Genomic DNA, 14,150 nt, shown 5'->3' on the forward strand with positions numbered 1-14,150 from the left:
GGCGATCAGGGACGGGCCACGGAGAACTGCATCTTCTGCGGCTCGCGCAGTTCCGCGTCGCGACAGATCGACAGCACCTTGCTCAGCACCTCGCGCGTGTCGCGCGGGTCGATCACGCCGTCGTCGAGCAGGCGTGCGCTGGTGGTGAACACGCTCATCTGGCTGTCGAAGTGGTCGACGATGCGTTTCTCCATCACGTCGAGCTTGGCCTGGTCGACTTCGCCCTTTCGCTTCATCGCGGCTTCGGTGACGATGACCATCGTCTTGGCCGCCTGCTCGCCGCCCATCACCGCCGTCTTGGCATTCGGCCAGGAGAAGCAGAAGCGCGGATGAAAGCCGCGGCCGCACATGCCGTAGTTGCCCGCACCGAAGGACGCGCCGCAATAGATCGTGATCTGCGGCACCGTCGCGTTGGTCACGGCCTGGATCATCTTGGAGCCGTGCTTGATCATGCCGGCCTCCTCGTAGTCCTTGCCGACCATGAAGCCGGTCGTGTTGTTGAGGTAGAGCAGCGGCGTCTTCGACTGGCAGCAGGCCTGGATGAAGTGCGTCGCCTTGGTTGCGCCGGCCACGTCGATCGGGCCGTTGTTGGTGACCACGCCGAGCGGCATGCCCTCGATCTTGATGTGGCCCACCACCGTGGCGCTGCCGTAGTTCTCGCCGAACTCCAGGAACTCGGAATCATCGGCGATGCGCGCGATGACCTGCTTCATGTCGACCGGGCGCTTGTGGTCCATCGGCATGATGCCGAGCAGTTCTTCTGCGTCGTAACGCGGCGGCTTGAAGCTGCGCGCCGGCGCGGCCGGCATGTCGCGGTTCCAGTCGATGTTGGCAAGGATCTCGCGGGCGATGCGGATGGCATCGCGGTCGTCCTCCGCCAGGTAATCGCCCAGCCCCGAGATCGACGTGTGCATCACCGCGCCGCCCAGTTCTTCCTCGGTCGCGACTTCGCCGGTGGCCGCCTTCAGCAGCGGCGGCCCGGCAAGGAAGGCCCGCGAGCGCCCGCGCACCATCACGATGTAGTCCGACAGGCCCGTCTGGTACGCGCCGCCCGCCGTCGACGAACCATGCGTCACCGTCAGCACCGGCAGCCCGGCCGCGGAGATGCGCGCCAAGTTGCGGAACAGGCCGCCGCCGATGATGAACTCCTCGACCTTGTAGGTCATGAGGTTGGCGCCCGCGCTCTCGACCAGTTGAACGAGCGGCAGCTTGTTTTCCAGGGCCAGCTCATGGATGCGCATCTGCTTCGGGATGCCCATTGGCTGCAGTGCGCCGGCATCGATGCCGGAGTCCGACGCATTGACCATCACCCGCACGCCCGACACCCAGCCGATGCCGGCGATCACGCCGCCGCCCGGCACGCTTTTCTCCAGGTCGGGGTTGTCGAGACCCAGCCCCGCCAGGGACGAGATCTCGAGGAATGGCGTGCCCGGGTCGAGCAGCAGCGACAGGCGCTCGCGCGGCAGCAGCTGCCCGCGCTTCTCGAAGCGCTCGCGCGACTTGGCCGAGGTGGCGATGCTGCGCCGCTCGAACGTGCGTACACGCTCGATCAAGGCCAGCATGCCCGTGCGGTTGGCCTCGAAGGCCTCGCTGCCGGGGGAAACGGTCGACTCGATGATTGCCATGGGTGGTGATGCCTTGCCGGGTCACGGCACGATGCGGATGGCGCAGCTTAGGCAATCGGGCGGGAGCGGTCTTGTGCGAAGTGGCTGCTTCGCGCGGTGGCTGCTCGTGGCCCGGTCGTGGCCCGGTCGTGGCCTGCTCGTCGCCTGCTTGTGGGCGGCTCCTGAGCGGCTCCCGGGCAACTCTTCGGCGGCCAGAGACGCAGCTAGCCGCGACAGAGGTCCATGGCCCGCATCACCTGGTCGGCAGACGGATCGAGCGACGTGACGACCCGCAGGAAGCCGCCGGCGTCCACGATGAAGACCCGGTTCAGGTGCTCAGCCGCGTTGATCGCGCTGGATCCGACGCTGAACCCAAACAGCAGCCGGTCCGTCTCCTCGACGGAAGGCACGCCTGCGGTCCAGCGCGCACCTTGCGCGCCGAAGCGGCCCAGCCACGCCGCCAGCACCTTCGGGTCGTCGCCCAATGCGTCGATGCTGATCGAGAGCAGGCGACGCTCGCGGCTTTGGCCGGCCAGCCTTTCCTGCAGGGCCGCGAAGAGCGCGCCTTGCGTGAGGCAGGTGGTGCCGCAGCCGGTGAACATCAATTGCACGGCAGTCACCTGCCCGTCGACCAGCGTGCGCAATTCGGACGTCCCGCCACCGGCCATGCGCAGCCGCAGGCGGGCAACGGGTCGGTCGGGCCGCAGCAGCGTCTGCGCAGGCGATTCGCTCACCGGTGCGGCATGCCCGGCGTGCGCGAGCGCGATCGACGGAGCCGCGGCTGCCACGGCCATGCCGGACATCGCCGCCAGGAAGCGCCTTCGCCCCGGGCCGCCCGGGTGGTCTGACCGCATCATCGCCCCGTGCTCCTTGTGGTTCATGGAATACGCGCGACGGTAAGCCCGCAACGTGGCCGCGCGTTAGCCGGATTTGGCAAGCGGCCCGCTCGGCCGCAAGCCATCCCGTGCTGACTCCCGCAGCCAGCGAGTAGACGCAAGCCAGCCCATGGCAACGCACTTACCCTGCGGCGATGCACGCCGACCCCTTCACTGCTTCCACCTTGCCCCAGGCCCTCGAACGCGCTGCTTCGCTGCATCCCCAGATCGAGGCCTGGATCGACGGCGACACGGCCCTTTCATTCGCCGACATGCACATGGCAAGCCGACGCATGGCCAGCGCGATGCAGGATGCGGGCCTTGCGCGAGGCGACCGCATCGCGGTGCTGTCGCACAACCAGATCGAGTGGCTGCAGCTGTTCTTTGCGGCCACCCGCATCGGCGTGGCCGTGGTCGCGCTCAGCGCCCGCTACCGCGACGCGGAGATCGAATACATGCTGGCCGACAGCGAGGCCAGGATGGTGTTCACGCTCGACAAGGTCGATGGATTCGATTGCCTCGCGATGTTCGATCGCATGGCCGCGCGCCTCCCGGCGCTGCGCCAGGTCATCGCCATCGGCAGCGAAGCGTTCCGGAAGATGCAGTCCGCAGACGCCGACGCCGCGCGCTCTCAAGTCGATGTCGCTTTGCCATCTCGACTGGATCCCCCGCAAGGGCGAGGCCGGACGCGGCCGGACCCTGGAGGCCTGGGAGCCGCCACCACCGTCGTGCAGCCCGACGACCTCGCCATGGTCATCTACACCTCCGGCACCACCGGCCGTCCCAAGGGCTGCGCCCTGACCCATGCCAGCCTGCTCGCCTCGGCCGGCGGCCAGGCCCGCCACACGAAAGCGCGCGCCGGCGACCTGCTGCAGCTGTCCAATCCGCTCAACCATGTCGGCGGCATCACCTGCGGCATCCTGTCGCAACTGCTCGTCGGCGGAAGCTGCGAGCTGGTCGCGAGCTTCAAGGCCAGGACCGTGCTCGACATGATCCGCAAGCGTCCGCCCCAGATCCTGGTGGGCGTGCCGACGATGATGACCCTGATCCTCATGCACCCCGAGTCGGAATCGGTCGACCTGTCGTCGGTGCGACTCATCATCACGGGCGGCTCCAACGTCGACAGCACGCTTCTCTCGCAACTGCAGCAGCGCATGCCGGGTGCGACGATCATGAACCTCTACGGCCTCTCCGAGGCCTCCGGCGCGCTGGTCATGACCCCGTGGGGCTGCGCCGACGAAGACCTCATGCAAAGCATCGGCAAGCCGCTCGAAGGCGCCGAGGTCCGTGCGGTCGGAGCGGACGACCATGCACTGCCGCCGGGCGAGATCGGCGAGCTGCATTTCAGGGGACTGGGCGTGGTGCGCGACTACATCGGCGCGGCAGCAGGCTCCGGCGCTTTCGAGGGCGGCTGGCTGCACACGGGCGACATGGGCATCGTCGATGCGCGCGGCTACATCACGCTCAAGGGCCGCATGAAGGACATGTACATCCAGGGCGGCTTCAACGTCTACCCCGCCGAGGTCGAGGCGCACATCGCGAAGCATCCGGCCGTGCTGATGGTCGCCGGCATCGGCGTGCCCGACAAGGTGCTCGGCGAGGTCGGCCGCTACTACGTCATCGCCCGCGAAGACAGCGACCTGACCGAGGCCGAGGTGCTGGCGCACTGCGCCGGCCAGATCGCCGACTACAAGATGCCACGCCAGGTCGTGCTGCGCACCGAACTGCCGATGACGCCGGCCGGCAAGATCCAGAAGGCCGCGCTGCGCGCCGAAGGGCGCTGACCGGGCGCCTCAGGCGCCGGGCCTGCGGTACCAGCGCGGGGAGAACTGCGCGATCGCCGAGCGCATGAAAGCCAGCGCTGGCAGCACGAGGTGAAGCCGTACTACACACGGCGCAGCCCAAGGATCGAAGCTGCCCCGACTGGCCGTCAACACAGAAGGAGCCCAGCATGATCCGCAAGCTCGCCTCCGGCGAATACCGCCTCTACTCCCGCAAGGTCGATCCCAAGACCGGAAAGCGACGCAACCTTGGCACCTTCGATTCCATGGCGCAAGCAAAGCAGCATGAACGTGAGGTGCAGTACTTCAAGCGCCAGGGCTGAAGTTCGGGTCCATTCGACACGGCGCGCGCTGACTGAAGCTGTACGGAAGCAGTTCCCGCGTCAGCTCCACGGCGCATCGCACCGACCCGCGAAATTGCTGTCGCTCCGGATCGCCTCATAGGCTGATGAATACGCGAGCGGCCCATTGCCGCAAGGTCACGCCGGCCGTACGGCGCCTTTATTCGCTCGGCGGCAGGACGATGCGGCGCTTCTTCTTCACCGTCACCACCACCGCCGGCGAAGGCGCGCGGGGGATGTTGACGATCGGCTCGCCCGGCTTGGTGCCCGTGGCGGCGCGCAATGCGAACTCGACGCGGCTGCGGTTCAGCGTCTCGACGATGTCGCCGTTGACCTGCGCATAGTCACCATCGGGCATCTTCGCCAGTGCACCGATCTGCATGCCGCGCTGCACGGTGCCAATCAATTGAAAGCCCTCACGCTGGTAGGTGAAAAGCTGCCATCGGGGGCCAACGGTGATGCGGAGAGGTTCCTGGCTCATGGAGAAATCATTCGGGTCGGCGGTATTCAGCCATCTTCCGGGTTGTAGGTCGTGTCGGGACTTGCCAGCACTTTGTCGATTCGCCTGCCATCGAGCGCCGCCACCTCGAAGGTCCATCCCGCGCAATCGATGCGCTCGCCCACTGTCGGCAACTGGCCGGACACCGACATCAGCAGCCCGGCCACCGTGTTGTAGCGACCGCGCTCCTCGTCGGGCAATTCCTTGATGGCAAGTCGAGCCCTCAATTCTGACACGGGCATCAATCCATCGAGCTCCCAGGTGCCATCCTCCCGATGCGTCGCCCATGCATCGGTCTGCATCCCGGGCTGCAATTCGCCGGTAATGGCCTCCAGCAGATCCCGCGGCGTCATCAGGCCCTGGACCTCGCCATACTCGTCGACGACGAACACCAGCCGGCCGGCCCGCTCCCGGAACTGCTCCAGCAACTCCATGCCGGTCAACGTCTCCGGCACGAACGATGCCGGCTGCGCCGCCGATTCGATCACGCCCTCATGCTGCGGACCCAGATGCAACAAGCGCGCCACGCTGATCACGCCGACCACGTCGTCGAGCGAATTCCGGCAGACCGGATACCACGAATGCACGATGTTCAGCGCGCCGGCGTCCGCGACCTTCCGCAGGGCCTGGGCCACCGAATCGCTGGCCTCCAGCCATTCGATGTCGGCGCGTGGAACCATCAGTGACGACAGGCGCCGGTCGTCCAGGTGGAACACGTTGCGCACCATCTGGTGCTCATGGTGCTCGATGACGCCCGCATCCACGCCCTCTTCCAGGCTCGCCGAGATCTCCTCCTCGGTGACGACTCGCGCCGCGTTGGCATCGATGCGCAGGAAGCGCAGGATCATGGCGGTCGCGCCCGACAGCAGCAGCACGAAGGGCTTGGCGCCCGTGGCCACAGCACGCATCGGCCGCGAAACCCAGCGCGCCACCGGCTCCGGATACAACTGCCCGATGCGCTTGGGCACCAGTTCGCCCACGAGGATGGTGAAGAAGGTGATGACCGTCACCACCAGCCCCGTCGAGACCACGCTCGCGGCCCCCTTGCCCATGCCCAGCGTCTCGAACCAGTCGGCCAGCGGCGCAGCGAAAGCGGCCTCGCCCACGATGCCGCTGAGCATGCTGATCGAGGTGATGCCGATCTGCACCGTGGAGAGGAACTGCGTCGGGTCTTCCATCAGGCGCAGCGCGGCAACGGCGCCGGCATCGCCCGTTTCGGCCATTGCCGCGAGCCGCGCACGGCGGCTGGTCGAAAGGGCCATTTCGGACATGGAGAACAACGCGTTGAGCGTCGTCAGCACGGCCAGGAGGAAAACATCCATGAACGCGGGGGAGAATGGGAAGCATGGCACTTTACTTGATAGGCGACGTGCAGGGCTGCGACGAGGCGCTTGGACGGCTGCTGGACAAGATCGATTTCTCGCCGAGCCGCGACCGGCTGGTACTGCTTGGCGACCTGGTCAATCGCGGCCCCGGGTCGGCGAGCGTGCTCCGTCGCGCGCACGGCTACGGCGCGTCGGCACGATGCCTGCTCGGCAACCACGACCTGCACCTGCTGGCAGTCGCATCGGGCGCGCACAAGGCGGGCCGGCGCGACACGCTGGCGGGCGTGCTCGAGGCGCCGGACCGCGATGCCATGCTCGACTGGCTTCGCCACCAGCACATGGCGCTGCATGAAGCCATCGGCGGATCGGACCTGCTGATGGTCCATGCCGGCGTGCTGCCGCAATGGAACGTGGGCGATGTGCTGGCCTGCGCCTCGGAAGTCGAATCCGTGCTGCAAGGCTCCGCATACGGCGAATTCCTGCACGACATGTACGGCAACAAGCCGGCACAGTGGCGCGACACGCTCGTCGGCATCGAGCGCCTGCGCGTCATCGTCAACGCGCTGACCCGCCTGCGCTTCTGCGATGCCAAGGGCGTGATGGAGTTCGAGGCCAAGGACGATGCCGCTTCGGCCCCGCCCGGATTCATGCCCTGGTTCGACGTGCCTGGCCGGCGCACAGCCACGGCCACGGTGGCATTCGGCCACTGGTCCACGCTGGGCTGGCTGTCGCGTCCTGACCTGCTCTCGACCGATACCGGCTGCGTCTGGGGCGGATGCCTGAGCGCAGCGCGCATCGGCGCCACGCTGGCCGAGCGCGAGCACATCGAGGTGCACTGCGCCCAAAGTCAAAAGCCAGGCTGAACCTGGCTTTTGTCGTCGCGCGTCGGACTCGAGCTTCAGTTGCTCGGCTCAGGCGTCTTGAACAGGGCGGCGACCTTGCGCTTGCTCTTGATGTTGGCCGAGATGCCGCGCACCGGGGGCGAACTCTTCGCGGCCGCTTCCCATGCCGGTGCTGCCTCGCGCTGGCCCGGCTCGTAGGGCTGGTCGAAGAACGGATCGCGCGGCGCGGCGGGCGCACGGTGCGGACGACCACCGCCGCGCAACCCACGCAACTCGCCACCGCGTTCGCGCGGCGCGTCCAGCACGTCGCGCGCATCGCCGGCCTCGCCCTCTTCGCGCCAGTGGCGACGGCCGTCGTTGATGCGGCCACGCGGACGGTCTTCATCGAACTCGAGGGCTTCGAGTTCGATCTTGTTCTTGATCAGCTTCTCGATGTCGGCCACCAGGCGCGCGTCGTTGCCGCCGCTGGCAAAGCTCACGGCCAGGCCGGAAGCGCCGGCGCGACCGGTGCGGCCGATGCGGTGGACGTAGTCCTCGGCGTTGAACGGGATGTCGAAGTTGAACACCGCCGGCACGTCCTTGATGTCGAGGCCGCGCGCCGCGACGTCGGTGCACACGAGCAGGTCGACCTCGCCCTTCTTGAAAGCGTCCAGGGCCTTCAGGCGCTCGTCCTGGCTCTTGTCGCCGTGCAGCGCCGTGGTCTTGAGGCCCTCGCGCTCCAGCGAACGCGCGAGCCTCGCGCAACCGAGCTTGCTGTTGACGAACACGAAGGCCTGCGTGATGCCGCGCTGACGCACGATCTGCTTGAGCGCGCGACGCTTGTCGTCGTCGCTCACGCTGTAGAAATGCTGCTCGACGGTGGAGGCCGTCTCGTTCGGCCGGGCCACCTCGATCGTGACCGGGTTCTGCAGGTAGCTGCCGGCCAGCCGCTTGATTTCCGGCGAGAAGGTCGCGGAGAACAGCAACGTGGTGCGCTGCTTGGGCAGGTAGCTGAGGATGCGCTGCAGGTCCGGCAGGAAGCCGATGTCCAGCATCCGGTCGGCTTCGTCGAGCACCACGTACTCGACCTGGTTGAGCACCGCGTTCTTGGCCTCGATGTGGTCGAGCAAACGGCCGGGCGTGGCCACGAGCACTTCGACACCCCTCTTGAGCTCCAGCGTCTGCGGCTTCATGTCCATGCCGCCGAACACGACCGCGCTGCGCAGGTTCGTGTACTTGGCGTAAAGCTCGACCTGTTGCGCGACCTGCACGGCGAGTTCGCGCGTGGGCAGCAGCACCAGGGCACGCACCGGATGGCGCGCCGGCGAAGTGGAAGCGTTTTCGTGCTTGAGCATCCGCTGCAGCAGGGGCAGCGCAAAGGCTGCCGTCTTGCCGGTCCCGGTCTGGGCCGCGCCCATCACGTCCTGACCCGCGAGCACCACCGGAATGGCTTGCTCCTGGATCGGGGTCATGGTCTCGTAGCCCATTTCGGCCACGGCGCGCGCCAGCGGTTCAGCCAGCGAAAGATTGGAAAAAGAACTGGTCATTAACCCTCGATTGTCGCACTGCCGAAAATCTGAGCAAAAAACCAGAGAAAAACCCCGCAATCCGGCGTGCCGGATCAGCGCCGGACCGCGCCGAAGAATGCCAGCGCCGACAGCAGGATCACGCCCGAGCCGAACTCGTACGCCGTGCGCGCGATGTCGCCCTGGTGCGCGACGTCGTAACCCGCGATCATCGCCGGCAGGCCCATCGCCAGGTACGAGATCACGAACAGCACCGCCAGCACGCCGGCGCGCTCCTGCGGCTGGATCAGCGCAACGATGGTCCGCAGCGCGCCCTGGAATCCTGTGCCGAAGCCGACGCCGGCCAGCGCCGTGCCGAGCAGGAACAGAGCCGGCATGCGCAGCGCCACGGCGGCCATGGCCGTGGACATGCCCACCAGCAGGGCACTCGCGCCGAGTCGCAGCAATGCATGAGGCTCCAGCGCCCGCGTCGCGAGGACGGACAGGGCGCCGCTGCCGGCCAGCACGAACAACGCGCTGCTGCCGAGGATCACCGAGCCGGCGCCGCCGGTGAGACCGATCAGCAGGGTCGGCCCCAGGGACGCGTAGAAACCGGCCAGGGCCCACACCGACACCAGCGCCGGCGTGACACGCAACAGCGGCCCGCGCACGCCGGCCGGCACCGACATGCGGGGCCGCAGCGACGCCAGCGCGCCGCCCTTCACGGCCGCGGTCTCCGCCATGAAGTACACGAGCGCCGCCTGCGCCACGAACACGACGCCCAGCACTGCGTAGACCAGGTGCATCGGCGCGGGCAGGTAGCGGATCATCAGCCCCGCGGCCAGTCCGCCGACGGCCGTGCCCATCATCGGCGCAAGCGAATTGGCCAGCGCGCCGCGACTCTTGTCGATGTCCAGCAGCCCGGCCCCGGCCGTGGCGATGGCCACGCCTGCCGAGACACCCTGCACCACGCGCGCCAGCAGCAGGTCCGACAAGCCATCGGCATTGGCGAAGATCACCATGCTTGCCGCCTGGGCCAGCGCCGCGCCGATCAGCACCGGCCGGCGGCCCACGTGGTCCGACAGCCGACCGCCGAACAGCAGCGCCAACAGCACCGCGATCGCATAGACGCCGAACGCGACCGTCAGCATCGTCGACGAGAAGCCCCAGGCGCGCTGGTAGATCGCATAGAAGGGCGTCGGCGCGCTCGACCCGGCCAGGAAGCCCAGCGTGATCGAGGCCTGCAGCAGGAAAGCCGCATTGGGCGACAGGCGCCGAGCGGCCGGCAGCACGGCGGCGGGGTGAGAAAGGCTGGTGCGGGCATTGGTCATGGTGGGCGGCCTCTTCGTTCGAGCTGGCTGACATCGAACAGACAAGTCTGTCTGATGGTTGCAGTGTACAGACCGGTCTGGTAATGTCAAGCCCATGGAAACGAAAAAATCCCTTGCCCCGCAGCGCGGCTCCGCCCGCGAGCGCTTGCTGGCGGCTGCCGACGAGCTGTTCTATGAAGGCGGCATCCACACCGTCGGCATCGAGCGCGTGATCGAGCGCGCCGGCGTGGCCAAGGCCTCGCTCTACGACTGCTTCGGCAGCAAGGAAGAACTGATTCGCGCCTACCTGCAGTCCCGGCAGGAGGCGCGCAGGCTGCGCATCACCGCGAGGCTCGCGACGTACACGACTCCGCGGGACCGCCTGCTCGGCGTGTTCGATGCCATGGAAGACCTCATGGCAAGCGGCAATTTCCGCGGTTGCGCCTTCAATCGCGCGGCCAGCGAATCAAAGGCAGGCGGCGTCATCCAGTCCACCTGCGACGACGCGCGGGGCTGGATGCGGGAGCTCTTCACGGGGCTGGCCCGGGACGCCGGCGCCGCCGATCCGGAAGCGCTGGCGCGGCAGCTGATGCTGCTCTATGACGGCGCCTCGGTGTCCGGCCAGCTCGAGTTCGGCAGCGGCGCGGCAGCTACGGCCCGCGCCATCGCAGCGCACATGCTGGACACCGCCATTCCTGCAAAGGCCAGGAAAAAAGTCGCGGCCTGACCGGGATTCGTTCCGCGCCAGACTACGGCAGCGCTAGAGGCTGCGCGCCGCGAAGGTATCGCAGGACTGGATCTTGCCGCTTTCATAACCAGCGCCAAACCAGTGCTGGCGCTGGGCGCTGGTGCCGTGGGTGAAGCTGTCTGGGACCACCGCGCGCCCCGCGGAACGTTGCAGCGCGTCGTCACCGATCTTCTGCGCGGCGTTCATGGCCGCCTCGATATCGCCGGGATCGAGCCATTGCTTCGACTCCTGCGAATTGCGGGCCCAAACGCCCGCGAAGCAATCCGCCTGCAGTTCGACGCGCACGCTCAGGGCGTTGTTCTGGGTCTCGCTGAGGCGATTGCGCATCGCGTCGACCTTGCCGGTCACGCCGAGTTCATCCTGCACATGGTGGCCGACCTCGTGCGCGATCACGTAGGCCTGCGCAAACTCGCCGGGCGCGCCCAAGCGGTTCTTGAGCGTGTCGTAAAAAGCCAGGTCGATGTAGACCTTCTTGTCGCCGGGGCAGTAGAACGGGCCCATGGCCGACTGGCCGGTGCCGCAAGCGGTGGGCGTGGCGTTGCGAAAGAGCACGAGCCGGGGCGGCGTGTAGGTCTTGCCGTTCTGCTGGAAGATCGCCGTCCACACGACTTCGGTGTTCTTGAGCACGGTGGACACGAAGGCCGCTTCGCGATCGTTGGCGGGCGGCTTGTGGGCCGGCCCGGGTTGCTGCTGCACTTGCGGCGAGCCGCCGCCGCTGAGCATGCCGAGCATGGTGAGCGGGTTGATACCCAGCACCCATCCGCCGATCAACGCCACCGCGATCGTGCCGATGCCGATACTGCGACCGCCGATGAATCCGCCGCCTCCTCCGCCGCCACCATCCCGTCGATCCTCGACGTTGTCCGATTGTTCGTTGCCTTCCCATCTCATGGCTGTCTCCTCACCGGCGGCGCCGGATAGCGCGTGAATAGTAATGGCTCAACGGTGGGGCGTGTAACCGACGGTCATGACGCCATCCCCCAACGCCGCCGGGCGCGACGGGCGTTGCGCGACCTCCGTGCGACGTTGCGCTTCGGCAGCCGCGCGCCACTCGGCCTTGCGGACCTGGGAGTGGGCAATCATCGCCATGGCCACGGCTTGCGCCAACACGATCGCCACGAGTACGGCAACCAGCAACTTGCGCAGCGGCGACAGTTGGCGCACCTCGTTGATCGAATCCAGCATGAAGGTCCCCTTTGGAGCGACGCGCCCGGTGCGCGACGGCAGCGCCATGCTGAACGAGCGTGCGCACGACGGCTGGGAGCGCGCGGCGCAAGCAGGCGTAGGAACTCAGGCCTTTGGAAGCGTCACGCCGCGCTGACCCTGGTACTTGCCGCCACGGTCCTTGTAGCTGGTCTCGCAGACCTCGTCGCTCTCGAAGAACAGCACCTGCGCACAGCCTTCGCCCGCGTAGATCTTGGCCGGCAGCGGCGTGGTGTTGCTGAACTCCAGCGTCACGTAGCCTTCCCATTCGGGCTCGAAGGGCGTCACGTTGACGATGATGCCGCAGCGCGCATAAGTGCTCTTGCCGAGGCAGATGGTCAGTACGTTGCGCGGGATGCGGAAGTACTCGACGGTGCGCGCCAGCGCGAAGCTGTTGGGCGGGATGATGCAGTAGTCGCCATGCATGTCGACGAAGCTCTTCTCGTCGAAGTTCTTGGGGTCGACCACCGTGCTGTGAATGTTGGTGAAAACCTTGAATTCCGGCGCGCAGCGGATGTCATAGCCATAGCTGGAGGTGCCGTAGCTGATGATCTTGTGGCCTTCGCGTTCGCGGATCTGGCCTGGCTCGAAGGGCTCGATCATGCCGTTGCTCTCGGCCATGCGCCGGATCCATTTGTCGCTCTTGATGCTCATGTGAAGTCGGGGCTGCGGGAAGTGGGCGTGGATTTTGGCACGCCACCCGCCGAGGGCGCCGCTTGCGAGATCACCGTCCGCTCGATCACCCGGTCGTCGCCCAGCACGATCAGCGAAAACAGCAGTTCCTCCAGGCTGTTGGCCCGCCCGGTCTTGCGCGCCAGCAGCGGCGTCGCCTTGGGGTCCAGCACCAGGAAGTCGGCCTCGCAGCCGGGCTGCAGGTTGCCGATCACGCCATCGAGTCCCAACGCACGCGCCGCGCCGGCGGTGTGACGCCACCACAGTTGCGAGGGCGGGATGCTCAGGCCCGGCTTGGTCCGGCCCTCGCGACCCACGTAGTAGGCGGCGAGCATGGTGTGGAAGGGGCTGAAGCTGGTGCCGCCGCCCACGTCGCTGGCCAGCCCATAGCGGTAGCCGATGCGATCGGCGCCCTCGAAATCGAAGAACCCGCTGCCCAGGAACAGATTGCTGGTCGGGCTGACGGCAGCAGCCGCACCGGTCTCGCGCATGAGGCGGCGATCGTCGTCGTCGAAATGGATGCAGTGCGCATAAATCGATCGCTCGCGCATCAGGTCGAAGCCAAGGTAGACGTCCAGGTAGGAGCGCGCCTTGGGGAACAGCTTCATGACCCACTTCACCTCGTCCTCGTTCTCGGCCACGTGGGTGTGGATCCAGGTGTCGGGATAGCGCGCGGCCAGCTTGCCTGCGCCGCGCAATTGCTCGTCGGTGCAGGTCGGCGCAAAGCGCGGGGTGATGGCATAGCCGAGGCGGTCGACGTTGTGCCAGCGCCGGATCAGCGCTTCGGTGTCGATCAGGCTCTGTTCAGTTTCGTCCCGTACACCATCTGGCGAATGACGATCCTGAAGCACCTTGCCAGCCATCATGCGCAGCTTGCGCCGCTGTGCCGCCGAAAAGATGGCTTCGACGGAACTCGGGTGCGAGGTGGCGAAGGTGAGCGCGGTGGTCACGCCATTGCGCATCAACTCGTCCAGGAAGACCTCGGCCACCTGCGCGGCATGCGCCGGGTCGGCAAACTGGCTCTCGGCAGGGAAGGTGTAGTTCTCCAGCCATGGGAGCAACCCATCCGCAGGCGCCCCGATGATGTCGGTCTGCGGGAAATGGATATGCATGTCGATGAATCCCGGCGCCAGGATGCGCCCGGGCAGGCTTATTGCGCCGAGGCCGGCATGGCGAGGGGCCACCTGGTGCCATGGCCCGGCGTCGACCACGACCTGCCGACCGCGGGAATCGGCGCCGACGACCAGCAAGCCATCTTCGTCAAACAGGGCGCTTCCATCGAAATCAAATCGCAAAAGTGAGGCACGGTACGCTTTCATGGGGGGTAGCTTAAGCAGAAACGCCACGTCAATGATGCTTGCGTACCGATAATTAGTATCCGCAACCGTACACAATCGTCGTGAATTCCAGGGAGCCCTTTCCTTGAGAACTCGACCCCTTCCCCCGGATCTGGATCTCTGCAATCA

General features: G+C 66.9%; 14 protein-coding genes. 4 read left to right on the forward strand and 10 right to left on the reverse strand.

Annotated features, from left to right (window positions below):
• Positions 1-5 precede the first annotated feature (5 nt).
• Positions 6-1,625: an acyl-CoA carboxylase subunit beta gene (locus HB681_RS26480; protein ID WP_213957860.1), complete on the reverse strand. Its 1,620-nt coding sequence runs from the start codon at positions 1,623-1,625 to the stop codon at positions 6-8.
• Between the two features lie 203 nt (positions 1,626-1,828).
• The gene (locus HB681_RS26485; RefSeq protein WP_213957861.1) at positions 1,829-2,461 is read right to left on the reverse strand and encodes an SCO family protein; all 633 of its coding nucleotides are present in this window, start codon (positions 2,459-2,461) and stop codon (positions 1,829-1,831) included.
• A gap of 173 nt (positions 2,462-2,634) precedes the next feature.
• Here HB681_RS26485 and HB681_RS26490 point away from each other — a divergent pair, with 173 nt between their 5' ends.
• Both HB681_RS26490 and HB681_RS26495 read left to right on the forward strand, forming a co-directional pair.
• Complete coding sequence (locus tag HB681_RS26490; protein ID WP_213957862.1) at positions 2,635-4,263, forward strand: AMP-binding protein; 1,629 nt, start codon at positions 2,635-2,637, stop codon at positions 4,261-4,263.
• Between the two features lie 167 nt (positions 4,264-4,430).
• Positions 4,431-4,583 (forward strand): hypothetical protein, encoded by a 153-nt coding sequence (locus tag HB681_RS26495; RefSeq protein ID WP_213957863.1) that lies wholly within the window; start codon positions 4,431-4,433, stop codon positions 4,581-4,583.
• 178 nt (positions 4,584-4,761) lie between these two features.
• Here the strand turns inward: HB681_RS26495 and HB681_RS26500 are convergent, their stop codons facing one another.
• Positions 4,762-5,082, reverse strand: coding sequence for a hypothetical protein (locus HB681_RS26500; protein WP_213957864.1), 321 nt, complete (start codon positions 5,080-5,082; stop codon positions 4,762-4,764).
• Positions 5,083-5,108: 26 nt separating this feature from the next.
• Positions 5,109-6,422: a hemolysin family protein gene (locus HB681_RS26505; protein WP_213957865.1), complete on the reverse strand. Its 1,314-nt coding sequence runs from the start codon at positions 6,420-6,422 to the stop codon at positions 5,109-5,111.
• 23 nt (positions 6,423-6,445) lie between these two features.
• On the opposite strand from HB681_RS26505, the gene HB681_RS26510 reads away from it, so the two are divergent.
• Positions 6,446-7,288 carry a symmetrical bis(5'-nucleosyl)-tetraphosphatase gene (locus HB681_RS26510; protein WP_213957866.1) on the forward strand — a complete coding sequence of 281 codons (843 nt, stop codon included), beginning with the start codon at positions 6,446-6,448 and terminating at the stop codon, positions 7,286-7,288.
• 35 nt (positions 7,289-7,323) lie between these two features.
• On the opposite strand, the gene HB681_RS26515 is transcribed toward HB681_RS26510, so the two are convergent.
• Both HB681_RS26515 and HB681_RS26520 read right to left on the reverse strand, forming a co-directional pair.
• On the reverse strand, positions 7,324-8,793 hold the full coding sequence (locus tag HB681_RS26515; RefSeq protein ID WP_213957867.1) for a DEAD/DEAH box helicase: 1,470 nt from the start codon (positions 8,791-8,793) through the stop codon (positions 7,324-7,326).
• 74 nt (positions 8,794-8,867) lie between these two features.
• A complete protein-coding gene (locus tag HB681_RS26520; RefSeq protein WP_213957868.1) occupies positions 8,868-10,082 on the reverse strand; it encodes an MFS transporter in 1,215 nt (404 codons plus the stop codon).
• A 94-nt stretch (positions 10,083-10,176) separates the two neighbouring features.
• On the opposite strand from HB681_RS26520, the gene HB681_RS26525 reads away from it, so the two are divergent.
• On the forward strand, positions 10,177-10,788 hold the full coding sequence (locus HB681_RS26525; RefSeq protein WP_213957869.1) for a TetR/AcrR family transcriptional regulator: 612 nt from the start codon (positions 10,177-10,179) through the stop codon (positions 10,786-10,788).
• Positions 10,789-10,821: 33 nt separating this feature from the next.
• Here HB681_RS26525 and HB681_RS26530 read toward each other — a convergent pair whose 3' ends face one another.
• The 4 genes from HB681_RS26530 to guaD form a co-directional block, all read right to left on the reverse strand.
• Positions 10,822-11,700, reverse strand: coding sequence for a neutral zinc metallopeptidase (locus HB681_RS26530; protein ID WP_213957870.1), 879 nt, complete (start codon positions 11,698-11,700; stop codon positions 10,822-10,824).
• A gap of 48 nt (positions 11,701-11,748) precedes the next feature.
• Positions 11,749-11,994: a putative porin gene (locus HB681_RS26535; protein WP_213957871.1), complete on the reverse strand. Its 246-nt coding sequence runs from the start codon at positions 11,992-11,994 to the stop codon at positions 11,749-11,751.
• A 105-nt stretch (positions 11,995-12,099) separates the two neighbouring features.
• Positions 12,100-12,666 carry a dCTP deaminase gene (gene dcd / locus HB681_RS26540; protein ID WP_213957872.1) on the reverse strand — a complete coding sequence of 189 codons (567 nt, stop codon included), beginning with the start codon at positions 12,664-12,666 and terminating at the stop codon, positions 12,100-12,102.
• Positions 12,663-14,003, reverse strand: a complete 1,341-nt coding sequence (gene guaD, locus HB681_RS26545) for a guanine deaminase (RefSeq protein ID WP_213957873.1) — start codon at positions 14,001-14,003, stop codon at positions 12,663-12,665. The genes dcd and guaD overlap by 4 nt, the downstream gene beginning before the upstream one ends.
• Positions 14,004-14,150 lie beyond the last annotated feature (147 nt).

This window comes from Variovorax sp. dw_954 (genome assembly GCF_018449755.1).
Taxonomy (GTDB): Bacteria; Pseudomonadota; Gammaproteobacteria; order Burkholderiales; family Burkholderiaceae_C; genus Variovorax.